Source organism: Actinoplanes sp. NPDC049681, assembly GCF_044465265.1.
In the GTDB taxonomy this organism is placed as follows: Bacteria; Actinomycetota; Actinomycetes; order Mycobacteriales; family Micromonosporaceae; genus Actinoplanes.
The window spans coordinates 1,067,712-1,089,515 of sequence record NZ_JBITLP010000001.1 but is presented as its reverse complement, the minus strand read 5'-3'; the positions used below and the strand labels follow the sequence as shown (position 1 = coordinate 1,089,515).

Annotated in this window: 28 protein-coding genes; 17 read left to right on the top strand and 11 right to left on the bottom strand. The window is 70.9% G+C overall.

Features of this window, described 5'->3' with window-relative positions; translation table 11 throughout:
* Window positions 1-35: 35 nt before the first annotated feature.
* From ACIBO8_RS05035 to ACIBO8_RS05020, 4 genes are all read right to left on the bottom strand, one after another.
* A complete protein-coding gene (locus tag ACIBO8_RS05035; RefSeq protein WP_396113756.1) occupies window positions 36-587 on the bottom strand; it encodes a hypothetical protein in 552 nt (183 codons plus the stop codon).
* 126 nt (window positions 588-713) lie between these two features.
* Complete coding sequence (locus tag ACIBO8_RS05030) at window positions 714-1,454, bottom strand: Type 1 glutamine amidotransferase-like domain-containing protein (RefSeq protein ID WP_396113755.1); 741 nt, start codon at window positions 1,452-1,454, stop codon at window positions 714-716.
* On the bottom strand, window positions 1,451-2,284 hold the full coding sequence (locus tag ACIBO8_RS05025; protein ID WP_396113754.1) for a nucleotidyltransferase domain-containing protein: 834 nt from the start codon (window positions 2,282-2,284) through the stop codon (window positions 1,451-1,453). Before ACIBO8_RS05025 ends, ACIBO8_RS05030 begins: the two co-directional genes overlap by 4 nt.
* Before the next feature lie 17 nt (window positions 2,285-2,301).
* Window positions 2,302-3,150 (bottom strand): G5 domain-containing protein, encoded by an 849-nt coding sequence (locus tag ACIBO8_RS05020; RefSeq protein WP_396113753.1) that lies wholly within the window; start codon window positions 3,148-3,150, stop codon window positions 2,302-2,304.
* Window positions 3,151-3,371: 221 nt separating this feature from the next.
* Between ACIBO8_RS05020 and ACIBO8_RS05015 the strand changes: the two genes are divergently transcribed.
* Window positions 3,372-3,830 (top strand): lamin tail domain-containing protein, encoded by a 459-nt coding sequence (locus ACIBO8_RS05015; RefSeq protein ID WP_396113752.1) that lies wholly within the window; start codon window positions 3,372-3,374, stop codon window positions 3,828-3,830.
* A 24-nt stretch (window positions 3,831-3,854) separates the two neighbouring features.
* Here the strand turns inward: ACIBO8_RS05015 and ACIBO8_RS05010 are convergent, their stop codons facing one another.
* Window positions 3,855-4,418: an NADPH-dependent FMN reductase gene (locus tag ACIBO8_RS05010; RefSeq protein ID WP_396113751.1), complete on the bottom strand. Its 564-nt coding sequence runs from the start codon at window positions 4,416-4,418 to the stop codon at window positions 3,855-3,857.
* A gap of 89 nt (window positions 4,419-4,507) precedes the next feature.
* Here ACIBO8_RS05010 and ACIBO8_RS05005 point away from each other — a divergent pair, with 89 nt between their 5' ends.
* Genes ACIBO8_RS05005 through ACIBO8_RS04990 form a run of 4 tightly spaced genes read left to right on the top strand, consistent with a single transcriptional unit; the run spans window position 4,508 to window position 6,475 of the window.
* Window positions 4,508-4,999 carry a MarR family winged helix-turn-helix transcriptional regulator gene (locus tag ACIBO8_RS05005; RefSeq protein WP_396113750.1) on the top strand — a complete coding sequence of 164 codons (492 nt, stop codon included), beginning with the start codon at window positions 4,508-4,510 and terminating at the stop codon, window positions 4,997-4,999.
* Entirely contained in the window at window positions 4,989-5,612 is a 624-nt protein-coding gene (locus ACIBO8_RS05000) for a DUF402 domain-containing protein (protein WP_396113749.1), read from the top strand. Before ACIBO8_RS05005 ends, ACIBO8_RS05000 begins: the two co-directional genes overlap by 11 nt.
* Window positions 5,613-5,643: 31 nt before the next feature.
* Entirely contained in the window at window positions 5,644-5,997 is a 354-nt protein-coding gene (locus ACIBO8_RS04995) for an ArsR/SmtB family transcription factor (protein ID WP_396113748.1), read from the top strand.
* Complete coding sequence (locus tag ACIBO8_RS04990; RefSeq protein ID WP_396113747.1) at window positions 5,981-6,475, top strand: SRPBCC family protein; 495 nt, start codon at window positions 5,981-5,983, stop codon at window positions 6,473-6,475. The genes ACIBO8_RS04995 and ACIBO8_RS04990 overlap by 17 nt, the downstream gene beginning before the upstream one ends.
* Here the strand turns inward: ACIBO8_RS04990 and ACIBO8_RS04985 are convergent.
* Window positions 6,464-6,946 carry an Lrp/AsnC family transcriptional regulator gene (locus tag ACIBO8_RS04985; protein ID WP_366156994.1) on the bottom strand — a complete coding sequence of 161 codons (483 nt, stop codon included), beginning with the start codon at window positions 6,944-6,946 and terminating at the stop codon, window positions 6,464-6,466. The two genes, ACIBO8_RS04990 and ACIBO8_RS04985, sit on opposite strands and share 12 nt — an antisense overlap.
* A gap of 60 nt (window positions 6,947-7,006) precedes the next feature.
* Here ACIBO8_RS04985 and ACIBO8_RS04980 point away from each other — a divergent pair, with 60 nt between their 5' ends.
* The 7 genes from ACIBO8_RS04980 to ACIBO8_RS04950 all read left to right on the top strand — a co-directional run bounded on the left by ACIBO8_RS04980 (window position 7,007) and on the right by ACIBO8_RS04950 (window position 14,803).
* Window positions 7,007-8,122, top strand: coding sequence for a trans-sulfuration enzyme family protein (locus ACIBO8_RS04980; RefSeq protein WP_396113746.1), 1,116 nt, complete (start codon window positions 7,007-7,009; stop codon window positions 8,120-8,122).
* A gap of 65 nt (window positions 8,123-8,187) precedes the next feature.
* Window positions 8,188-8,703 carry a phosphoesterase PA-phosphatase gene (locus ACIBO8_RS04975; RefSeq protein WP_396113898.1) on the top strand — a complete coding sequence of 172 codons (516 nt, stop codon included), beginning with the start codon at window positions 8,188-8,190 and terminating at the stop codon, window positions 8,701-8,703.
* A gap of 49 nt (window positions 8,704-8,752) precedes the next feature.
* Window positions 8,753-10,870 (top strand): hypothetical protein, encoded by a 2,118-nt coding sequence (locus ACIBO8_RS04970; protein ID WP_396113744.1) that lies wholly within the window; start codon window positions 8,753-8,755, stop codon window positions 10,868-10,870.
* A gap of 23 nt (window positions 10,871-10,893) precedes the next feature.
* Complete coding sequence (locus tag ACIBO8_RS04965; RefSeq protein ID WP_396113743.1) at window positions 10,894-11,364, top strand: hypothetical protein; 471 nt, start codon at window positions 10,894-10,896, stop codon at window positions 11,362-11,364.
* A gap of 33 nt (window positions 11,365-11,397) precedes the next feature.
* A complete protein-coding gene (locus ACIBO8_RS04960) occupies window positions 11,398-12,735 on the top strand; it encodes an MFS transporter (RefSeq protein WP_396113742.1) in 1,338 nt (445 codons plus the stop codon).
* A gap of 81 nt (window positions 12,736-12,816) precedes the next feature.
* On the top strand, window positions 12,817-13,911 hold the full coding sequence (locus ACIBO8_RS04955) for a toll/interleukin-1 receptor domain-containing protein (protein ID WP_396113741.1): 1,095 nt from the start codon (window positions 12,817-12,819) through the stop codon (window positions 13,909-13,911).
* 1 nt (window position 13,912) lies between these two features.
* The gene (locus tag ACIBO8_RS04950) at window positions 13,913-14,803 is read left to right on the top strand and encodes a hypothetical protein (protein WP_396113740.1); all 891 of its coding nucleotides are present in this window, start codon (window positions 13,913-13,915) and stop codon (window positions 14,801-14,803) included.
* Here ACIBO8_RS04950 and ACIBO8_RS04945 read toward each other — a convergent pair.
* From ACIBO8_RS04945 to ACIBO8_RS04935, 3 genes are all read right to left on the bottom strand, one after another.
* Window positions 14,763-15,335: an NYN domain-containing protein gene (locus ACIBO8_RS04945; RefSeq protein ID WP_396113739.1), complete on the bottom strand. Its 573-nt coding sequence runs from the start codon at window positions 15,333-15,335 to the stop codon at window positions 14,763-14,765. The genes ACIBO8_RS04950 and ACIBO8_RS04945 overlap by 41 nt on opposite strands.
* An 88-nt stretch (window positions 15,336-15,423) precedes the next feature.
* On the bottom strand, window positions 15,424-15,630 hold the full coding sequence (locus tag ACIBO8_RS04940; RefSeq protein ID WP_396113738.1) for a hypothetical protein: 207 nt from the start codon (window positions 15,628-15,630) through the stop codon (window positions 15,424-15,426).
* A gap of 40 nt (window positions 15,631-15,670) precedes the next feature.
* Complete coding sequence (locus ACIBO8_RS04935; RefSeq protein WP_396113737.1) at window positions 15,671-16,618, bottom strand: hypothetical protein; 948 nt, start codon at window positions 16,616-16,618, stop codon at window positions 15,671-15,673.
* 125 nt (window positions 16,619-16,743) lie between these two features.
* Between ACIBO8_RS04935 and ACIBO8_RS04930 the strand changes: the two genes are divergently transcribed.
* The 3 genes from ACIBO8_RS04930 (at window position 16,744) to ACIBO8_RS04920 (ending at window position 18,024) form a co-directional block, all read left to right on the top strand.
* A complete protein-coding gene (locus ACIBO8_RS04930) occupies window positions 16,744-17,178 on the top strand; it encodes a Uma2 family endonuclease (protein WP_396113736.1) in 435 nt (144 codons plus the stop codon).
* A 163-nt stretch (window positions 17,179-17,341) separates the two neighbouring features.
* The gene (locus tag ACIBO8_RS04925) at window positions 17,342-17,746 is read left to right on the top strand and encodes a VOC family protein (RefSeq protein ID WP_396113735.1); all 405 of its coding nucleotides are present in this window, start codon (window positions 17,342-17,344) and stop codon (window positions 17,744-17,746) included.
* A complete protein-coding gene (locus tag ACIBO8_RS04920) occupies window positions 17,743-18,024 on the top strand; it encodes a winged helix-turn-helix transcriptional regulator (protein WP_396113734.1) in 282 nt (93 codons plus the stop codon). The genes ACIBO8_RS04925 and ACIBO8_RS04920 overlap by 4 nt, the downstream gene beginning before the upstream one ends.
* Window positions 18,025-18,049: 25 nt before the next feature.
* On the opposite strand, the gene ychF is transcribed toward ACIBO8_RS04920, so the two are convergent.
* Window positions 18,050-19,135, bottom strand: a complete 1,086-nt coding sequence (gene ychF, locus ACIBO8_RS04915; protein WP_396113733.1) for a redox-regulated ATPase YchF — start codon at window positions 19,133-19,135, stop codon at window positions 18,050-18,052.
* An 11-nt stretch (window positions 19,136-19,146) separates the two neighbouring features.
* Window positions 19,147-19,809 carry a hypothetical protein gene (locus ACIBO8_RS04910; protein ID WP_396113732.1) on the bottom strand — a complete coding sequence of 221 codons (663 nt, stop codon included), beginning with the start codon at window positions 19,807-19,809 and terminating at the stop codon, window positions 19,147-19,149.
* Between the two features lie 78 nt (window positions 19,810-19,887).
* Here ACIBO8_RS04910 and ACIBO8_RS04905 point away from each other — a divergent pair, with 78 nt between their 5' ends.
* Together ACIBO8_RS04905 and ACIBO8_RS04900 are read left to right on the top strand one after the other, a co-directional pair.
* A complete protein-coding gene (locus ACIBO8_RS04905) occupies window positions 19,888-21,300 on the top strand; it encodes an AlkA N-terminal domain-containing protein (RefSeq protein WP_396113731.1) in 1,413 nt (470 codons plus the stop codon).
* Complete coding sequence (locus tag ACIBO8_RS04900; RefSeq protein ID WP_396113897.1) at window positions 21,291-21,788, top strand: methylated-DNA--[protein]-cysteine S-methyltransferase; 498 nt, start codon at window positions 21,291-21,293, stop codon at window positions 21,786-21,788. Before ACIBO8_RS04905 ends, ACIBO8_RS04900 begins: the two co-directional genes overlap by 10 nt.
* Window positions 21,789-21,804 lie beyond the last annotated feature (16 nt).

Genomic DNA, 21,804 nt, shown 5'->3' with positions numbered 1-21,804 from the left:
CCGCCCCGCCGGTGTTCCGGCGGGGCGGCAGTTGCTCAGTACCAGCCGATCCACGGCCCCTGCGACGGCGCCGACTGGCGCATGAAGTGCTCGATCCCGTCCGGGCCGTACGCGCCGACCCAGATCCGGCCGTCGGTGAAGTAGCCGTTGTGCGGTGAGCCGTTCAAGATGCCGTGGAAGTTGTCCGTGCCGGACCAGCCGCCGGATGCGCGGGCGTCCTGCCACATGTGCAGCATCTCGTGGCTCGGGTTGATCCAGAACACCTCCAGGCGGCAGTCCGTGTTCCGGGCGGTCGACGGGTCGTAGAGCATCGCGACGCGCATGTTCACCCAGCCGCTCCACGTGCCGCCCGCACTGTTCTGCCAGCGGTGCCACAACTGGTCGCTGCCGCGCTTGAACTCCTCACGTCGGCCGTCGCAGTTGTTGATCCCCGCGATGCGGAACGTCTCCGTCGTGGTGATCTCGTACCGGAACGTCGGATTGGCCGGGGCGTTGGCGGCGCTTGCCGCCTCGACGTGGGTGACCATTCCGGCGGCGATCCCCAGCGCGATCATCGGCGCTGCCAACCGGCGTAGAAGCTTGGACATTCGTTCCTCCGCAAGAGGTTTGCGGGTGACCGCTCCGGTGGCGATTCCCCTGTGGGCTTCCACGTTCGTCGGCCGGAGACCTCGGGAACAGGCGGTTGGGCGGCGGTTGACCGGCGGCTTCCGCGCTCAGGGAAACTTCAGCACGCGGGTGGGCAGCGGCGTCTCGACGACCGAGCCGTCCGCTGCCCGCTTCAGCTCGTACCCCTGCGGTCCCTCCTTGTCGGCCACCACCTCGGCGAGCCGGGTGCCGCGGTAGACCAGCCCGGCGCCGTCGTCGGTGGCGTACCCGTCGGGCAGGGTGCCGTCGCCGATCAGCTCGTGCATCTTGGGCCGGCGCTGCTCCTCGGCGTCGTAGTGCACCCCGTTGCTGTACGGCAGCCAGCCCAGCCCATCGGTGAACCCGCGCAGCTGCAGCCCGAAGCTGTCGGTGCTGCCGCCGACGTGCCAGCAGATCGAGCCGGCCGAGACGCCGCCCAGCACGATGCCGGACTGCCACGCCTCGTACAGGATCTCGTCGAGGCCGTGGACGCGCCAGACCGCGCACAGGTTCGCGACGCTGCCGCCGTTCACCCAGATGACGTCCTGATCGAGCAGGTGCGCGCGGATGTCGTCGTGGTTGGGCATCGGGAACAGCTGCAGGTGCGACGTGCGGTACGTGGTCCGGGCGAAGGCGGCGTACGTCGCGCCGATCCAGTTCTCAGGGTCGCCGACGGCCTGGTGCAGGAAGCAGATCTTCGCCGTGGGGCCGGCGTCGGCCAGCTCGGCGGCGAAGTGGTGGATCGGACCCGGGCGCAGGTCGAAGATGCCGTACTTGCCGCGCTCGAAGCCGGCGCTGGTGGCGAGGATGGTGGGTTCGTCGGCCGTCATCGCGCCATCATGGCGCACGCGTCGGCGGTCTCAAGAACGAGGTCCACGGCCGTGTCCAGCGCCTCGGCGAGATGCAGCGGATCGCCGTCGATCCCGGCGAACAGCGCGTCGACCCGGTGGCGGAAGCGCTCGGGCGCGCCGGGCAGCTGAGCCGCGGAGGCCACCGCGCCCTTCTCGTTGGTCAGCCATCGTCCGGCGGCGCCGTGCAGGGCGTGGGCGCACAGCCCGGTGACCCGGAACAGGCAGCCGGCCACGTAGCTCGCGTCACCCCGCGACACCGCCTTGCGGGCCACCCCGATCAGGAAATCGGCCTCCCACAGACCGGAGATCACGGCGTCCCGCAGCGCCGGCGGGTACGGCCGGGTGCGCTCGTGCAGCGCGGCCAGCTCGCCCGACGGGTCGGCCAGGATCACACCGAGGGCCACTTCCGCGGCGTACGTGAAATCCGGGACGCCCAAAGGGTGACCGACCTGCGCATGGAAGGAGTAGCGACCCTGCCGGGCATCCTCCACGGCCCGGGCGACGCGGTCGAGATCGCGATAGATCCAGTCCACCGCGGCGCCGTCGACGGTGAGCCACCCGCCGCCGTCCACCCACGGCCCCCACTCGCCGGGGGCGGTGACGCTGGCAGCGGGTCCGCTCACCGCACGCGCGAGGGCGTTGAGGGCGTCGACGTCCAGCGGCGGCCGGTAGTAGAGCCCGAGGTCGGTGTCGGAGTCGGGCGTGTGGGTGCCGCGCGCCCGGCTACCGCCCAGCACCACGCCGACGATCCCGGGCACCTCCACCAGGCGCGTCGCCAGCTCCTGCAGTCGCGCATCGCTCACCGCCACGCCGTCATCCTCCCCGGTTACTGCTGCGGCGTGGGCTCCACCGTCGCCGGTACGTCCGGCTGAGTCTCGTCCTCGCACGGCAGCGTCAGGTCCAGCGCGTCCAGGTCGGCGGAGCTGAGCAGGCCCAGATGCTGGTCGAGGAGATTCTCCTCCTCGGGCTTGGTCTCGTCGCTGCACACCGCGCTGCGCCCCGCCGGGGTGCACTCGCGATCGACGCGCCCGCAGCCCGGCCCGTCGTGGTGGTGGCCCCCGTCGCCACGGCGGTTGCCGAAGGCGATCACCCGGTGGGTGGGCTCGCGCGTGACCGTTGAGTCGAGCAACCGCCGCGCGGTCTCCTTGGAGCCGGTGTAGGTCACCTCGTAGTGCAGTACCCGCTCGCCGGGCACCCCGCGGGTCTGCACCCGCTTGCTGCCGGGCGGCAGCGTCGGGTCCCGCACCAGCATCGTGCGGAACGGAATGGTCTGCGTCTCGGAGATGCGTTCGATGCGTACGGCGGGACCCGTGGTGGCAGCGGCGGCCGTCGTGGGCTTCGTCGTCGGCGCAGCGGTTGCGGCCGGAGCCTCGGTGCGGCGGGGGCCGCGGGTCGCCGTACGGTCCGCCTCCCCCGGCCCGGAGCGGTCCTCGTCGACGGGGAGCTGGGCCTCGTCCGCGGCCTCGGCGGGTACGGCGGAGGGCGGTGCCGCCACCTCGAGCGGCGCGGCGACCACCGCTTCCTGCTTGACGGCCGTGACCGGACGGGCCGGCGCGTCGTCGGTCAGCGCGGCCACTCCGCCTGCCGTCCCGGCGACCAGGGCGAGCACGCCCAGGCCGGCGGTGCTCATCCGGACGCCGAACGGGAGGCGCGCCCAGAATGACTTTCGCGGCATTTCGAGCAAATGCTGCCAGGAATCACTAGATGTCTGGTTTAGCACCCCAGCATTGTGCGGCCGTGCGCGCGCAGCGCCAGCGTCGCAGCCGCACCCGAAAGGATGACCGCGCCGGGACCGACGGGTATGCGACACCGCCCGACCCGCTGCGCGGGGATGCTCGGGGCCGCCCGGCACCACTTCCGAGAATGCTGGGACACGCCACGACACCTGGAGGCACGGTGCGCAGAACGGTCAGCATCCTCGCGGCGGCAACGGTGGCCCTGACCGGTTCGCTCGCGGCCGGCGGTCCCGCCTCGGCAGCAACTCCGTCACTGCGGTTCCACGGGACGCAGTACGACTCGCCCGGCGCCGACACCCGCAGCGCGGCGAGCCTCGACAACGAGTGGATCTCACTGGTCAACAGCGGCAGCCGGGCGGTGAACCTCAGCGGCTACACGATCCGCGACAAGGCCAATCACGTGTACACCTTCGGCAGCGTGTCGATCGCGGGCAACGGCGGCCGGCTCTGGCTGCACACCGGCAAGGGCACGGACACCACGAAGCACCGCTACTGGGGCAGCGGGAACTACGTGTGGAACAACGACGGCGACACGGCGTACCTGCGGAACGCGTCGGGCAAGCAGCTCGACAGCTGTTCGTGGACGTACAAGAAGGACCGTGCCTGGGTGGCCTGCTGAGGCGGCAGGCCACCCGGCGGCGCCTCAGGCGCCGGCGCGCAGCGGGGCGAGCGCGGTGCTCCAGGCGACGACCTGGTCCAGCACGGTGTTCAGCGCGCCGGCCTGGTGCTCGCCCGGCACGAACTGGCTGTAGTTGACGAAGTCGGTGGCGAGCGACAGCGTCACCGCGGCGCGGACGTCCGCCATCATCAGCTCTCCCGCGATCAGGCGCAGGGACTCGATCGCCCGGGCACCGCCGACCGAGCCGTACCCGACGAAGCCGACCGCCTTGTTGTTCCACTCGGCGAACAGGAAGTCGATCGCATTCTTCAGCGCACCCGAGGTCGCGTGGTTGTACTCGGGCGTCACCATCACGAATCCGTCGAAGGACGCGATCTTGGCAGCCCACTCCCGCGTGTGCGGCTGGCTGTACTGCCCCAGCGACGGCGGGACCGCCTCGTCGAGGTGCGGCAGCTTGCAGTCGAGGAGGTCGACGAGCTCGAACTCCGCGTCGCTGCGCTGCTGCGCCTGCGCCAGCACCCACTTGGCGACGGCTTCGCCGTTGCGGCCGGGGCGGGTGCTGCCGAGGATGATTCCGATCTTGGTCATGGGTCGGGACTCCGTCGTGTCGACTGATGATTGCTTCGTCAAGCAAATACCCATCGTCGCGCGACTGTCAAGGTCGTACGATCAAAGTCATGCCCGCCGAGTCCGCGCCTCAGCCCCTCAGCCAGGAGGAAGAGGCCGTCATGCGGGCGCTCGGCCGGATCATGCGGATGCTCCCCCGGATGCTCGACACGGACCTCGAACGCGACCAGCGGATGTCCCTGAGCGAGTATTCGGTGCTGCGCCACCTCTCGGAGACGCCCTGCCGGGTCATGCGGATGAGCGAGCTCGCCGCCGCCGCGGACATGTCCCTGAGCGGCATGACCCGCCTCGTCGCCCGGCTCGAGTCGCTGGGCTACCTGGAGCGGATCCGCTGCGAGAACGACGGGCGAGGCGCCAACGCCGTCCTGACCGATGCGGGGCTCGCCCGCCTGCGGGACGCCTGGCCCAGCCATCTCGCGAGCGTGCGCCGCCACATCTTCGACCACCTCGGCGAGCTCGACCTCAACCGGCTCGCCGCCGCGCTCACCGCGATGACCAGCGACGCCGCGTCCCCGTGCGACAGTGCGAACTGTGCCGAATGACAGCCAGCCCACCTTCACGTCCCGCAGCACGGTCGTCCGTCGCTTCCTGCACCCGGACGGCCGCATAGCCGCCGCCCAGGCCGCCTTCGTCGTCGCCGACGACGAGCGCGGGTTGTTCCTGTGGAGCGACATCGGCTCGGCCACGATGCGCCGCACCGATCTCACGGGTACGCCGACCCGCCACCTCCCCGTGGCCCAGGAGCTGGCGATGCCGACGATGCTGTCCCCTTCCGTACGCGAGACCTTCAAGTCCCTGCTGCTCCTGCCCCCGTCGGCCGGCTCCGCGATCTCGTGGAGCTGGCTGGCGGACGGCACCTTCGCGGGCTGGTACGTCAACCTCGAGTCGCCCGCCCGCCGCTGGAGCGGCGGCACCGACTCCCAGGACCGGACGCTCGACCTGCTCGTGACCGCCGACCGCCAGTGGTTCTGGAAGGACGAGGACGACTTCGCCGCCGCCCATCCCGGACCCGAGGGGGACGAGATCCGCGCCGAAGGTGAGCGGATCATCAAGCTGGTGGCCGCCGCGGAGTTCCCGTTCGACGGCTCCTGGCTGGATTTCACCTGTGACTGGGGACCGGCGCCGCTGCCGGCCTGCTGGGACGTACCGGCTTGACGTATTCCCTTATGGGTATACGATTGGCGCCATGGCACGAGCGGCGACGACGACGGACGCCTTCAACGCGGTGGCGGAGCCCCGGCGGCGGCAGATCCTCGACCTTCTCGCCCAGGGTGAACGCCCGGTCGGCGACCTCGTCGAGCTGCTGGGCCTGACCCAGCCCCAGGTCTCCAAGCACCTGCGCGTCCTGCGCGAGGTCGACCTCGTGCACGTCCGCGACGACGGCCGCCGGCGGCTCTACCGGCTCAACGCCGAACCGTTGAAGCCCATCCACGACTGGCTCCGCAAGTACGAGCAGTCCTGGAACGCACGGCTCGACCTCATGGACGACGTTCTCGAGGAACTCAAGGAAGCGGAGGCACGCGATGACGGCCACGACTAAGGGCACGGCGAAGGTCACCCTCCCCACCGACACCCAGATCCTCATCACCCGCGAGTTCAACGCGCCGGCCCGGCTGGTGTGGAAGGCGTTCACCACCCCCGAGCTGATCAAGCGCTGGTGGAGCGGGGAGCGGGGCACCGTCACCAGCGTCGAGGTCGACCTCCGCGTCGGCGGCCGGTGGCGGTACGTGATGGAGGCGGGCGGCGGCTTCGAGGTGGCGTTCCACGGCGAGTACCGCGCGATCCAGGAGCCGGAGCGGCTGGTCAACACGGAGGCGTACGAGGGCATCCCGGACCCCGACGGCAACGCGGCCCTGGTGACGACCACGTTCACCGAGAAGGACGGCCGCACCCGCATGGAGATGCTCAGCGAGCACGTCGACCGGGCCGGCCGGGACGCCGTCATCGCCTCCGGCATGGAGGGCGGCATGCAGGAGTCCATGGACGCGCTCGAGCGGGTCGCCGTCTCACTCCCCTGACGCGTACGGCAGAACCGGCGGCCCGGACCACGTCGAGAAGATGAGGTACGTGTGCACCCGCCCGACCTCCCGCCGCGCGGTGAACTCGTCGAGCACCAGCCGCTGCAGGTCGGCACTGCTGCCGCAGGCGACGTGCACCACGAAGTCGTCCGCACCGGTCACGTGGTGCAGGGCCCGGGTCTCCGGCAGGGACAGCACGTGCGCCACGAAGGGATCGACCACGCCCCGGGCGTGCGGCTGCACCTGCACCATGAGCAGCGCCTCCACGTCCCGCCCGACCGCGGCCGGATCGACCTGCGCCGCGTAGCCGGTGATCACGCCGGCCCGGCGCAGCCTCGCCACCCGGTCCAGGCAGGTCGACGGCGCGACACCGACCGCCGCGGCCAGGTCCTTGTTCGGCATCCGGCCGTCGTTCTGCAGGAGGCGCAGAATCGCGACGTCAACCGGATCGAACTGCAGATCAGCGCCCATGGTCCGAACATTATTCGGAGAATCTCCCACCGCGCCGCCGCCCGGCCGAAACTCCTACCCATGGAGCTTGCCACCCGGGCGGTGCACGCGGGGCGCGACGACCTGGTCGCGCTGGGGCTGCACGCCGTACCCCTGGACCTGTCCACCACCTACCCCGCGCGCGACACCCAAGCCGAGGCGGTCCGGCTCGAGACGCTCGCCACCGGCGAGCGCATTCCCGGTCCTCCGGTCTACGGCCGGGTGGGCAACCCCACCGTGGACCGCTTCGAGCAGGCGCTGGCCCAGCTCGAGGGCTGCGACGACGGCGTGGCCTTCGCCAGCGGAATGGCGGCGCTGACCGCCTGCCTGCTCGCGGTCGCCGCGGCCGGCAAGCCCCACGTGGTCGCCGTCCGCCCGCTCTACGGCACCACGGACCACCTGCTCGCCTCCGGCCTGCTCGGCACGTCGGTGACCTGGGCAACCCCGGATACGGTACGCGCGGCGCTGCGCCGCGACACCGGCCTGGTCATCGTCGAGACCCCCGCCAACCCGACGCTCGCCACGGTCGACCTGCGTGCACTCGCGGACGCCTGCGGTGACGTACCGCTGCTGGTGGACAACACGTTCGCCACGCCGGTGCTGCAGCGGCCCGCCGAGTCGGGCGCCACCATCGTGCTGCACAGCGCCACGAAGTTCCTCGGGGGCCACGGCGACGTGCTGGGCGGGGTGGTGGCCACGACCGAGGACTTCGCGCGGCGGCTGCGCCAGATCCGCTTCGCGACCGGCGCCATGCTCCACCCGCTGGCCGGCTACCTGCTGCTGCGGGGGTTGTCGACTCTTCCCGTACGGATGAAGGCGTCCTCGCAAACGGCCGCGACCCTGGCCACCCGGCTCGCCACGCACCCCGCCGTCTCGAAGGTGCACTACCCCGGCATGGGTGCCCTGGTCGCCTTCGAGGTCACCGGCGACCCGCGCGAGGTGGTCGCCGCGGTCCGCCTGATCACCCCGGCGGTCAGCCTCGGCAGCGTCGACAGCCTGATCCAGCACCCGGCCTCCCTCACCCACGGCGTGATCGACGCCGAGTCCCGGGCCGACGGCGGCATCAGCGACCGGCTGCTGCGCCTCTCCGTCGGCCTCGAGGATGTGGACGACCTGTGGACGGACCTCTCGAAGGCGCTTGCGATCATCGAGGGGTGACCGCCGACCGTGCCGCCCGGATCGCCTCCGAGATCTTCGCCCCGGCGGTCCTGGTCGCCGGCCTGATGCTGGTGGTCGGCTGGCACGCCGGCGCCGCGCCGGGCGTCTCCCGCTGGTGGGGACTGCCCGGCGCCCTGTTCGCGGCGGGCATCCCGCTCGCGTACGTCCTCCGCGGCGTCCGCACCGGCCGGCTGACCGATCACCACATCCCGGAACGCGAGCACCGCAGGGGCCCACTGTTGTTCGGCATCGCCTCGGTGGCCGCCGGCCTGCTGGCCCTGATCGTCCTCGGCGCCCCTCGTGAGGTGACCGCGCTGCTGGCGGCGGGCGGCACCGGGCTGCTGGTGTTCACCGCGGTGACGCACTGGTGGAAGATGTCGATCCACGCCGGCGTGGCGGCCGGCACCGCCGCCACCCTCACCGCGCTCTACGGCCCGGCCGCCCTGCTCTGCCTGCCGCTGGTGCTGGTGGCGTGCTGGGCCCGGATCCGGCTGGCGGCGCACACCCCGGCCCAGGTCGTCGCCGGGGCGCTCGTCGGTGCGGTGATCGCGGCGACGGTCTTCCCCGCCCTGCGAACCTGAGCCTTTCAGCCGAACCGGAGTGTCGTCGCCTCCGTCTACTGTGGCGCCCATGGTGAAAGGCTCTCGCGCTTGCTCCTGGGCAGCGGTGATCGCGCTGCTGGTCGTGCTCGCCCCGCTGCCCGCGGCCGCCGCGGCGACCTATTCCGTCAAGCTGAGCATCAGCGCGAGCGCCAAGCTGTCCAACCGTTTCCTGTACGTGTGGAACCGCAGCACCTGGCAATACCACGTGGTCCAGGGCGACGGTGACAGCACCACGGGTTCGGTATCGCTGCCACCCGGTGACTACCTGGCCGTGGCCCGCTACGGCTACTACCGGCAGCGCAACTATCTACTCGTGCGCACCTTCAAGGTGAGCACCGCCGGGCTGACCGTCACGCTCGACGAGCGGGCCGCCAAGGAGACCGGCATCACCGCCGACGACACCACCGCCAAGCGGGCGAACGCGGCCGCCTGGCTCACCGTGCCGGGCGGCGACACGGTGGGCTTCACCGGTGGCGGGCCTGCGAAGAATTACGTGACGCCCTTCAGCGTCACCGGCGTCTCGCTGCGGCTGCACGAGCTGCTCGCCGAGTCCGGGGCGTCGACGGCCGTGCCCAGCCCGTACCGTTACGACCTCTACAAGGTCTTCACCACGACGGTGCCCTCGACGCCGGTCGTCAAAGTGACCACCGCCCAGCTGGCCAAGACGGTGACCAGCCTGCGCGCGCAGGGCGTCACCACGCTCGGCGCGCTCGGCTCCGCGGTCAAGGGCGGGTGGAGCGGTTCCTATCTGGAGTCACCCGTGCGCCTGCCCGGCGCCGTCACCGAATACGTAACGCCCGGGCTCGCCCTGCATCGCCGGCTCACGTACGGGTCCGCGGAGAGCTACCTCACGCTGCCCGACCGCACCCTCTCGGCCGGCACCACCGCAGGCACCACCGTCGGCGCCGGACCGTTCGCACCCGGCCACGGCGCTTCCGCCCGCGCCGGCGACACCGTGCGCGTCGACGAGCCCGCCGCGTGGGGCGACGCCGCCGGAAACCCGGGATACGACGCCCGGAGCTCGGAACGCCACGAGGCCTCTCTCGACGGCGACGTGGTCCGGCTCGACCAGACCCTCACCCGCAAGGTCGCCTGGTCGCAGCTCTCCACGACGGTACGCAGCGAGTGGACGGCCACCGCCCCCGGCGACGGGCCGCTGCCCCTGATTGACGCCCGCCTGACCGTCTCGGGCCTCGACGCCACCAACCGTGCTGCCACGACCGTGCAGCTCAGCGCAGCGGCGCAGACCCGCGGCGGCGCAGCGGCCTCGGTAACCCGCATCGAATACTCGACCGACGACGGGCACACCTGGACCACGCTGGACGGTGCGGGCCTGACCGTGCCGCCCTCGGCCGCGTTCGTCTCACTGCGGCTCACCGCCGGCAACGAGCAGGGCGGGAGCTTGCGGCGTACCGTCATCCGGGCCTTCGCCGGACCGGCGAGCCCGCCCGACGAGACCGCGGGAGCAACGAAGATCACCAACGTCGTGGTCAACGGCGGCAAGGACCTGGCCTTCGGCACCTCGGGCAGCACATCCTTCACGACGACGTTCACGGCGACCGACCCCTCCGGCATCGCCGACGGCGACGCGTACCTGTACCACGGCTCCTACCAGGCACCGGACGGCCTGATCCTGGCCGCCGGGCCGGCCGACTGCGTCAAGTCCAGCGACGCCACCTCGGTGTGCACCGCGCGCTTCACCATGGACGTGCGCGTGGACGCGGCGAAGAACGCACTGTCGGGCGCCTGGAAGGTCGCCGCCTGGGCCCACGCCGCCGACGGTACCGGCTTCACCGACCGTCACGCGGCGGGAGCGGTCGGCCTCAAACGCACCACCAAGCTGACGGCCGACGCCACTCCGGAGCCGGTGAAGAAGGGCAAGACCATCACGATCACGGGCACGCTCACCCGGGCGGGTTGGGAGACGTGGACCTACCAGGGGTACGCCGGCCGCACGATCACCCTGCAGTACCTGAAGGCGAACACCACCACGTGGAAGACGGTCAAGACGGCCAAGACCGACCCGAACGGCAAGCTCAAGACCACCGTGACGGCATCGGCCGACGGCTCGTACCGGTGGACGTGGGCGGGCGACACCACCTCGACCGCGGCGACCAGCGGAGCTGACTACATCGACGTGAGGTAGACCGTGATCCCTACCGTCGGGACATGGACACCTACGTACGAGCCGTCGGAGCCGCGGCCCTGCAAGGACTACTGACCGGCGTCTGGGTGGCGGCCGGGGAGCTGCCACCGGCCAAACGCAGACTGAGCCGCGCCGGCGCGGTGATCACGCTCTCCGCGGTGGCCTCGATCGGCGACCGGACCTTCCCCGACGAGGCTCGCGCCGTTCCACCCCAGCCCCGCGACCTGTCGCCCGACCCGCGGGCGCTGGGCGGCGGGGCCGGCGAGGCGCCGCCGCGGCCGATCAGTAAGGCGCGTCTTGCTGCTACCGGGGTGGGGGTCGCCGTCTCCGTGGCCACGATGATCGGCGGGCGGCGGCTGCAGAAGCGGTGGCTGGCCGCCTTGGCGCGCGACGGGCATGCGCACCCGCACCGGGCGCTCGGCCTGCGACTGGGTCTCATCTCCTTCGCGGGCACCCTCCCGCGGCAGCTCATCCGGGTGCACGAAGCCCGTTGACCTGCACCCCGGTTGAGGTTCTAGGTTGCAGCGGTGACCGGAATCCTGCAGCGCCCGTACGCTTTGACCACGATCGGCGCCTGGAGTCTCGTCTTTCTCGCCGCGTTCGAGGCGATCGCCGTCACCACGATCATGCCGGAGGTCACCGCCGACCTGCACGGGCGCGGCCTCTACGCACTCGCGTTCTCGTCCGTGATGGCCGCCGCCGTCGTGGGCATGGTGGCCTTCGGCTCGTGGGCGGATCGGCGCGGGCCCGCCGTACCGTTGCTCGTCGCGATCCTGCTCTTCGCGGCCGGCCTGACGGTCGCGGGCACGGCCACGACGATGCCGGTGTTCGCCGCGGGGCGTTTCCTGCAAGGACTGGGGGCCGGCGGTGAGACCGTCGCCCTGTACGTGCTGATCGCCCTCGTCTTCCCCGCCGACCTGCACATCAAGATCTTCGGCGCCTTCGCGTCCGCGTGGGTGCTGCCGTCGATGGTCGGCCCGTTCGCGGCGGGGCTGGTGGCCGACGCTTTGAGCTGGCACTGGGTCTTCCTGGGCGTGGTGCTGCTCGTGGCGCTGGCCACCTCCTTGATGCTGCCGGCGTTGCGCGGCCGGGACCGTGCCCGGCCGGACCGCGTCCGGGCCTCCGCGGACGACGTCCGCCGGGTCGGCCGAGCCGCCGTCGTCGCGGTCGCCGCGGTGGCGCTGAGCTCCCTCGGCGACCTCGGCGGCAGCCTCGCGTGGCTGCTCGCAGCGGCGGCCCTCGCCGTGATCGGGGTTGCGCTGCGGGGGCTCGTACCCGTGGGCACGTACCGGATCCGTCCGGGCCTGCCGGCAGCGGTCGCTCTCTGCGCGACCGCCGGCGGGGTTTTCTTCGGTACGGAGGTCTACCTGCCCCTGCTGCTGCACGACCGGTACGGCCTGCCGACCTGGCTGTCCGGCATCACACTGACCACGGGCGCGCTGGCATGGGCGCTGGGGTCGGCGACGCAGGCACGGATGGGCGATCGGGCGGATCCCGGCCTGTGGCTGCGAATCGGCGCGGCCCTGCTCACCGGCGGCGCCGCGACCGAGCTCGTGACGGCCTGGCTGCATCTGCACCCGGCGATGGCGGCGCTGGGCTGGTTCGCCGCGGGCGCGGGAATGGGTACGTTGTATCCCCGGATCAGCACCCTCGTGCTGGCCGCTTCGGCGCCGGGCGAGCAGGGCTTCAACACGGCGGCGAAGAGCATCACGGACGCCGTCGGCGGCAGCGGCTCGCTGGCGGTGGCCGGGCTGCTGTTCGGGGTGGTGCCGTTCCTCGGCCCGTTCACGTTCACCACCGTCCTGGGTGTCCTGACGATGCTGATAGCGGCACGGGTGGCAGTGCCACAACCTGTTCCCGCCTGAAGCGGCCGCCGACGACGGACGTCGATGAATGGCACGCTCGGTCGATAGCTCGATAACGCACCGCGACGGTAACCTGCGTCGATGGTGCCCGGCTCCTACCGACCACTGCGCACGGTCCACCTCGTCTGGCACTCCGCGTGCCCCGACGGCGTGCCGCTGGGCAGGGCCCTGTTCACGGCGTTGTTCGAGGATCCGGACGATCTGACCACCCACGGCATGCGCATTCCCGTACGGCTGTGGACGGGCGACCCGGAGCCACCACCGGTCCCGGACCTCTCCAAGGCGGAACGCTCGTTCGTCGTCGTCCTCGTCGACCGGCACTTTCTGATCACTCCGGGATGGCGGGACCACCTTGCGGACCTGACAGAAGCATGTGCCGACGGCGGACACGTGCTCGTGCCGGTCGCGCTCACGAAGGCGGCGTTCGGCATGCCCGACCCGGTGGCCCAGCTCAATTGGATCCGGGCGGTCACCGTGAAGAAGGACGTGCGGGCCACGTTCATCCTCAACCGGCTCGTCCACGAGATGTACCGGGACCTGACCGACACCCCGCTGCGGGTCTTTCTGAGCCACGCCAAGCTGGACGGGCTTTCGCAGGCGAGGGAGATCCGGGACTTCCTCAACGACGGCACCGGCGTGGACAACTGGTTCGACGCGCAGGACCTGCCGCCGGGCAGCCGCTGGGAAAAGATCATCGAGAACACCGCTGCCAACGGCAACCTGATGGTGGTGGTCCGCAGCGACGCGTACGCGACCCGCGAGTGGTGCCGCATCGAGGTGCTGGAGGCGAAGCGCGCCGGCTCACCCGTGGTGGTGGTCGACGCGCTGCACGCCGAGGAGCGGCGGTCGTTCCCGTACCTGGGCAACGGCCCCGTCGTGCGCTGGGAGGCCAGATCCTCCACGAGGTTGGAGCGCCTGCTCACGGTGCTCGTCCTGGAGGCGCTGCGCTACGAGTATTTCCCCAGGCGCGTCGACCAGCTGTGCGAGCTGCACGCCTGCGGCAGCCCGCAGAACACGACGGCCCGGCCGCCGGAGCTGCTGACGCTCCTCGAGAAGAAGGGCGGCACCCTGGTATATCCCGACCCACCGCTGGGCGTCGAGGAGATGGACCTGCTCGGTCTGATGGCGCCCGGGGTACGACCGATCACCCCTACCCAGCTGCTCGCCGAGGCCTGACATGAACGACAACGACGGCCGGCTCACCGGCATGCTCGTCGGGCTCTCGGTCTCCGACAGCCCGGATCTCACCGCCCGCGGACTGCACAAGATGCACCTGGAGCACGCCTTCATCGAATTGGCGCGGCAACTGCTCGCCACGGGCGCCAACATTGCCTACGGGGGCGACCTGCGCGGCGGGGGATTCACCGAACGCCTGATGGACCTCCTGCACACGTACGGCAAGAAGAACCGCCCCCACAAGGACCGGGTGCGGGAATACCTCGCCTGGCCGCTGCGCGCCGAGGCTCTCACCAAGAAGGAGCAGGAGCAACTGAGCTGGCTCGAGAACGTCGTCACGGTGAAGCGGATGGCAGAGCCGCCCGAGCTTCCCGCTCCGGTGCCCGCAAAGCTCCGCAAGAGAATCGCCGACGCGCGGGCCTTCTCCGCCATGCGGGAGTGCATGGCAGCCGACATAGACGCGCGGATCGTGCTCGGCGGCCCGGTCAGCGGATTCAAGGGGCGATATCCCGGCGTTGCCGAGGAGGCGCTGCTGACCGCTGCGGCCGGAAAGCCGGTCTACATCATCGGTGGCTTCGGCGGCTGCGCGAAGGCCCTGGCGAACCTGGTGCGCGGCGATGAAGCGGCGGACCTGACGCTGGATACGCTGCGCTGCCGGGACGCCGGCTATGCGGAGCTGCTCCCGTACCTCGAAATGGACGAGACCTTCACCGCCCCGCTGGCCGGTCGCGGTCCGGAGGGCTTGGACAACGGCCTGTCAGGGCCGGAGAACGAGGCGCTCTTCGAGTCCGCCGACATCGACGAAGTGGTCGCCCTGATGCTGCGCGGCCTGCGGAACGTGCAGCCCCGGCTCAGAGGAAGGCCTCCGGGTCGAAACTGTCGACCGGCATGATCCGCACGCGGGGAAGAACGCTGGTGAAGCAGTGCGCGTCCGCCTCGAGGTCGAAGAGCGTCAGGCCGTCGTCCACCAGGTTGGCGAAGCCGGCGTTGAAGAACTCGGGGAAACCGACGACGCCCACCCGCCGGTCCTCGTCGCCCAGCAGCCGGCCCAGATGCGGCAGGAAATCCCCGTCGTGGCTGGCCAGCAGCACATCACCCCGCCGCCGACCGATCGCGTCGAGCGTGCGCTGGATCCCGATGTCGACCACCTTCTGCCCGGGCGCGCCCGACAGCGGGATGGGCCGGTAGTCCATCGACTGCAAGGCCCGGATGAAAGGCGTCGGCAGCTGCCCCGACGAAGCGTTGAGAAAGAACAACGCCTTGACCGGCTGCCCCCACTCCTCCGTGGCGAACGACCGCAGCCGCTCCCACCGCGGCCGCTCGTCGGAGTTGGGCCGGCGCTCCAGGATCTGCTGACCCAGGGTCGAATCGATGTTCTCGCCGTCGATGATCAGATAGGTGACGGCATCGCTCGGGTCGCCCATGGTCGCACCTCAGCCTCTCCAGGTCGTTGCGAGCAGGCTATCCAGGGGACCTCCGGCGGCCCGGAGGGCCCCTGGACCGCGCGTTCGATCAGGAATTCTCGGCCGCGGCGGCCCTGCGCCGCCGGCGGGCGTCGGAGACGGCGAAAACGCCACCGGTGAATGCGCAGATCAGCGCCGCCAGGGCCCACGCGCTGACATCCCAGTCGCGGCCACGGGCCACGAGCGCATAAAGGATGAAACCGCCCGCCGCGACCAGCAAACCTCGCCCATTGGATCGCGCATTCACCGAATTCATGACCCGCACCCTACCCTCGCCCGGCCACCGGACTCAAAATTCACTTGCACCAGGAACCCTTGGCCTTCGTCTTCCACTCCGTGATGATGCCCTGATAATTGAACTTCAGCTCCACGCACCGGTCCTTCTTGGACGCATTGTCGAACGTACCGAGAACGGAGGAACTGACGACGGCGAGAGAGGCACCGCAGGCAACCGCCAACCATCCGACGGGAATCTTGCCGCAGGCCGCCCCCATCAGCGCGGTCGCGCCGACGAACTTGCCCTTGTCCTTGAAGTCCTTGACCTCGGACCGCTGGTACCGGACGTAGATACCGATCCCGAACGACACCTTCGGGTCGGCGACCACAGGGAACGCCGCACCGGTCAGGTCGGTCGACTGGACCAGCACGTTGCCGTCCAGGGCGAAGCTGGTGGCCAGCGACTTGCCGGCCGCGTCCACCGCCCAGGGAGCATCGATCCGGCCGATCGCCTCGTCCGCACCGTCGACCAGGACGTATCCGCCGTCACCCGCAGGGGCGAGACGCGTGCCGGAGGCCAGGCCGAGCACGTACCGCTGCTGGGAGCCGGCCGACGCGTCCTGCATGACACTGAAGAACTGGGCGCCGCCCGGCACCGTACGCACCTCGGCGTCCGTCGCGGGTGCGACGTCCTCGAAGGTGGAAGAGTGCTCGGTGCCGGCCACCTTGTCGCCCTCGCCCGCCGCCAGGGCGACGGTGATGCTACGGCCGGCGTACTCGATGTCGGCCGAGGGCCGGTCGGTCCGCAGCTCAGTGACGCTGCCGGCGCCGGCGACGCCTTCGGCGTCACGAACGGCAGGCTTCACGAGCGCGATGTCCTGCACCGCGCGGTCGATGACGACCGACGTGGAGTCGGGCGCGGCGGCCGGCGATTCCGGCTCGGCGGCGACAGCGGAATGCGTGCCCGCGAGCACCACCGCGATGCCGACCGCCATGGCCGCGGTGGCGTGTTTCAAATACAGCTTCATTGCTGACGATCCCCCGTTTTTCCCCGATGAACTTTCGGTGCGAGATCCTTTCGATTTCGGCGCCCGATCGTCAAGATCACTAGGCGTGGAGGCCTGATCCACACTGCGCGATCCCGCACTTTCCGATGTGGAGCACAATGGCGCGCGAGGCGAGGCCAGGGCCCGTTCGGGCAATTCCTGTATCCCTGCCTATCAGCGAGGAGAAAGAGTTCACCTCGGGTGAAAGGTGTGGCGGTACTCACCCACGGCGTCCGCCGAACCACCGGGGCCGGAGGACGTTCTTCACGCCGGACGAGGTGCTCCTGGTTGTCGAGGTGGTTTCACTCGAGTCCGCGCACCGTGACGGGACCGTCAAGCTGCGCAAGTACGCAGAGGCCGGCATCACGAAGTACTGGCGTGTCGAGGCGGAGGACGGGGCCCCCGTCGTGCACGCGTACGAGCTCGACGGGCCGACCCGGTCGTACGTGCCGACCGCCATCCATCGCCGCGAGCTGCACAGCCCTACGCCGTTCGCGGTCGACCTCGACTTGGACAGGCTGGTGCCCGGCCGCCGGAGCTGAGCCGGGATCACCTGATGATCAGCCTCACGCGGGTCGGCAGTCGGAGGGCAAGGGTCGAGCTTCGAGGCTTTTGAACCGGGGCCTTAATCGTTGCTGCGCTAGTGGACCTCAGGGGGACGCACGCCCCTTGACGGGCCACTTGCATTTTGCAAGTATGGCCCGCATGAGCCTCTTCATCACCTGCCCGGTCGAGAGCGTCGAGCGCGCAACCGCCTTCTACACCGCCCTCGGCTGGACCCTCAACGCCGAGATGTCCGACCACAACGTGTCGTGCTTCGCGATCGCGCCCGAGCAGTACGTCATGCTCGGCAGCCGCGAGATGTACGCGAGCGTCGGCGGAGTCGAAGAGCTGATCGGCGGACCGCAGACGCCCTCGAAGGTCACGGTCTCGTTCAACCTGGGCAGCCGCGAGGCGGTCGACGAGCTCGTCGACCGCGCCGGCGCCGCCGGCGGGCGGATCGGTGACACCGACGACTACCCCTTCATGTACCAGCGCCAATTCGACGACCCCGACGGCTACCACTACTCACCGTTCTGGATGAAGACGGACGCCGATCCGGCCGCGTGAGCGACCTCGCCGCCGCCCTCGACATCGTCGGAGCACGGTGGGCCCTGCTCATCGTGGAACGGCTGCTCGACGGGCCACAACGCTACGGCGATCTGCAGCGCGACCTCGGCGTGCCGACGAACATGCTCGCGACACGCCTGCGCGAGCTCGAAGCGGCCGGCGTGCTGGTCCGCCTGCCGCTTCGACACAACACCCGGGCCTATGCGCTGACCGATCGCGGGCTCGCCTTGCGCGAGGCGATCGTCGCACTCGGCAACTGGGGCAAGAACGACGCCTAGTGCAGGACGCACTGCCCGATTTTGGTCAGACGTTGAAGCGGAACTCCACCACGTCCCCGTCCTTCATGACGTAGTCCTTGCCCTCCATGCGCACCTTGCCCGCCGCCTTCGCCGCGCTCATCGAGCCTGCCGCGATCAGGTCGTCGTAGCTGACGATCTCGGCCTTGATGAAGCCGCGCTGGAAGTCCGAATGGATGACACCCGCCGCTTCCGGGGCCGTCGCCCCGACCGGCACGACCCACGCCCGGGCTTCCTTCGGGCCCGCCGTCAGGTACGTCTGCAGCCCCAGCGTCTGGAAACCGACCCGGATGAGCTGGTTCAGCCCCGGCTCGGTCTGGCCCGTCGATTCGAGGAGCTCCATCGCCTCGTCCTCGGGCAGGTCGATCAGCTCCGACTCGATCTTCGCGTCCATGAAGATGGCCTCGGCGGGGGCGACCAGGGCGCGCAGCTCGTCGAGGAACGCGGCGTTGCCCAGCTCGGCTTCGTCGACGTTGAAGACGTACAGGAAGGGCTTGACCGTCAGGAGGTGCAGCTCGGCGAGCTGGTCCAGATCGATGCCGGCCGCCTTGGCGCCCGCGTAGAGGGTGGTGCCGTCGTTGAGCAGCTTGAAGGCCGCTTCGGCCGCGGCCACGGCCGGGGCACGGTCCTTCTTGAGTTTTGCTTCCTTCTGGAGACGCGGCAGGGCCTTCTCGACCGTCTGGAGGTCGGCCAGGATCAGCTCGGTGTTGATCGTCTCGATGTCGTCGGCCGGGGAGACCTTGCCGTCGACATGGAGGACGTTGGGGTCGGAGAAGGCCCGGACGACCTGGCAGATGGCCGAGGCGTCGCGGATGTTCGCCAGGAAGGCGTTGCCCCGGCCCTGGCCCTTCGACGCGCCGCGGACCAGGCCGGCGATGTCGACGAACGAGACCGGGGCCGGGATGATCTTCTCGCTGGTGAACAGCTCCGCCAGCTTGGTCAGCCGCTCGTCGGGGAGGCCCACGACGCCGACGTTGGGCTCGATCGTCGCGAACGGGTAGTTCGCGGCGAGCACGTCGTTCTTGGTCAGGGCGTTGAAGAGGGTGCTCTTGCCGACGTTGGGCAGGCCGACGATCCCGATGGTAAGGCTCACGACAGGCCAGTCTACGGTGCGCGCAGTCCGAGGGGATCGTCCGCCATCTTGCGCAGGTCGGCGGCCACCGGGGTGCCCGGCCGCATGGCGTCCGCGAGCCCGCGAAGCTCGGACGACGGCAGCTGGGCGGTGCCGATGCCGCGCAGCGGGATGGTCACGGTACGCCCGCTGTCCGGATCCCGGGCGATGAGCTGCGGCACGCGCTCGACGGAGGCGTACGAGGTGCCGACGTTGCGCCGCAGGGTGTAGGAGCCGCCGGAAACCTCCGCCCTGGCCAGGTCGATCTTCTTGGTGCGGAGGGCGCCGCGTACGGACACCGTCGTGCCGTCGAGCCAGGCGGCCGTGCGCAACGTCCGGAGGGCTATGTACAGGCCGAGGAAGATGAACGGCACGCCGAAGAGGGCGATCAGGCGCATCGGGCCGAAGCCGTCGTCGAACGGGAGCCAGGAGCCGTCGGACACGCAGTCGCGGATCTCCGGCGGCAGCATGGACGGCGGAATGCCGGAAACCTCGTCGGGCGACGGGCACGAATCGTCGCCGCCGAACATCCGACCGAGGAAACCGTCGAAGGCGAGCGGCAGGAGCGCGAACGCGGCCCCGCCGGCGGCGAACACCAGGCCGAAGATGACGCCGAACGCCTTGGCGGCCGGGGGTGCCCCGATGGACAGCTTCATGGCGGCAGCATAGATGCCCGACGCTCATGTCCGAATCCCGCCAGCCACGGCGGCCGGGCCGGGGGCAGACTCGTCGGCATGGAACTGGACTTCGAGCGGTGCTACCGGGCCGTCGACAGCCGTGACCAGCGCTTCGACGGCTGGTTCTACACGGCCGTGCGGACCACCGGGATCTACTGCCGCCCGTCCTGCCCGGCCGTCACGCCCAAGCGGGAGAACGTCACGTTCTTCCCGAGCGCGGCGGCCGCCCAGCGTGGCGGCTTCCGGGCCTGCCGCCGGTGCCGGCCCGACGCCGCTCCCGGCTCGCCGGAGTGGGACGTCCGCGCGGACGTGGTGGGCCGGGCCATGCGGCTCATCGGCGACGGGGTCGTCGACCGCGAAGGGGTGCCGGGGCTGGCCTCGCGCCTCGGCTACACCGAGCGGCATCTGCACCGGATGCTCACCGCCGAGCTGGGTGCCGGGCCGCTCGCCCTGGCGCGGGCCCAGCGCGCGCAGACCGCGCGCATCCTGATCGAGACGACCGGCCTCGGCCTCGCCGAGATCGCGTTCGCCTCGGGTTTCGGCAGCGTGCGGCAGTTCAACGACACCATCCAGGAGGTGTACGCGCGCTCGCCCAGCGGCCTGCGGGAACGGCGGCCGGCGCGGCACGTCGAGACGGGGACGATCTCGCTGCGGCTCGCGTACCGGGCGCCGCTGCACGCCGGAGCCCTGCTGGACTTCCTGGGCGCACGAGCCCTTCCGGGCGTCGAGGAGCGCGACGGGGCGACGTACCGGCGGGGGTTGAATCTGCCGCACGGCAGCGCGACCGTCGCGCTGACCCCGGCCGACCGCTTCGTCTCCGCGACGCTGCGGCTCGCGGACGTCCGGGACCTGGCGCCCGCGGTGGCCCGCTGCCGGCGGCTGTTCGACCTCGACGCGGATCCGGTCGCCGTCGACGGCACGCTGGGTGCCGATCCCGCGCTCACCGCTCAGATCAAGACCGAGCCGGGGGTACGGGTACCACGCGCGGTCGACGGCTTCGAGATGGCGGTACGGGCGATCGTCGGCCAGCAGGTCTCGGTCGCCGGCGCCCGCACCACGCTGAGCCGCCTGCTGGGTCCCGCCGGACCGGAGCTGCGCGGGTTCCCGGCCGCCGCGACCGTGGCCGCCCTGCCCGACGAGGCGTTCCGGATGCCCGCCGCCCGCCGGGCCACCATCCGCGCCCTGGCCGAGGCGGTCGCCGACGGCAAGCTCGACCTCGAGCCGGGCGCCGACCGCGAGGAGTCCGTCGCCCGGCTGCTCGAGCTGCCCGGCGTCGGCGCGTGGACCGCCGGGTACGTGGCGATGCGCGCGATCGGCGACCCGGACGTCTTCCTTCCCACCGATGTGGCGGTCCAGCGCGGCGCGAGCGCGCTCGGCATGCCGCACTCCCCCAAGGCGCTCGAGGCGCACGCCGAACGCTGGCGGCCCTGGCGCTCCTACGCCCTGATGCGACTCTGGAGATCAGCATGATGGAGTACACGACCCTCGACACCCCGGCCGGCCCGTTCACCTACGTCGTCAGCGACGGCGGGGCGGTACGCGCGTCCGGCTTCACGGCTGAGGTGGGTGAGCTGCTTCCCCTCGTACACGGGAAGTTGCGGGAGGAGACGCGGCCCGCGGCGTCGCCGGGTGCGGTGGGTGACGCGGTCCGGTCCTATCTCGACGGCGATCTGACCGCCATCGACGCGGTGGCGGTCGAGCAGCACACCGGCGGCCCGTTCATGGCGCACGCGTGGCGGGTCATGCGGGAGATCAAGCCGGGGGCGCCGGTGACGTACACGGGCTTCGCGGAGCTGGCGGGCCGGCCCGCCGCGATCCGCGCGGCCGCGACAGCATGCGCGCGCAACGCCGCGGCGCTGTTCGTGCCATGCCACCGGGTGCTGGGCACGGACGGGACCCTGCGCGGCTACCGGTGGGGCCTCGGCGTCAAGACCTGGCTGCTCGCGCACGAGCGGTAGCGATTCATCCTTGCGG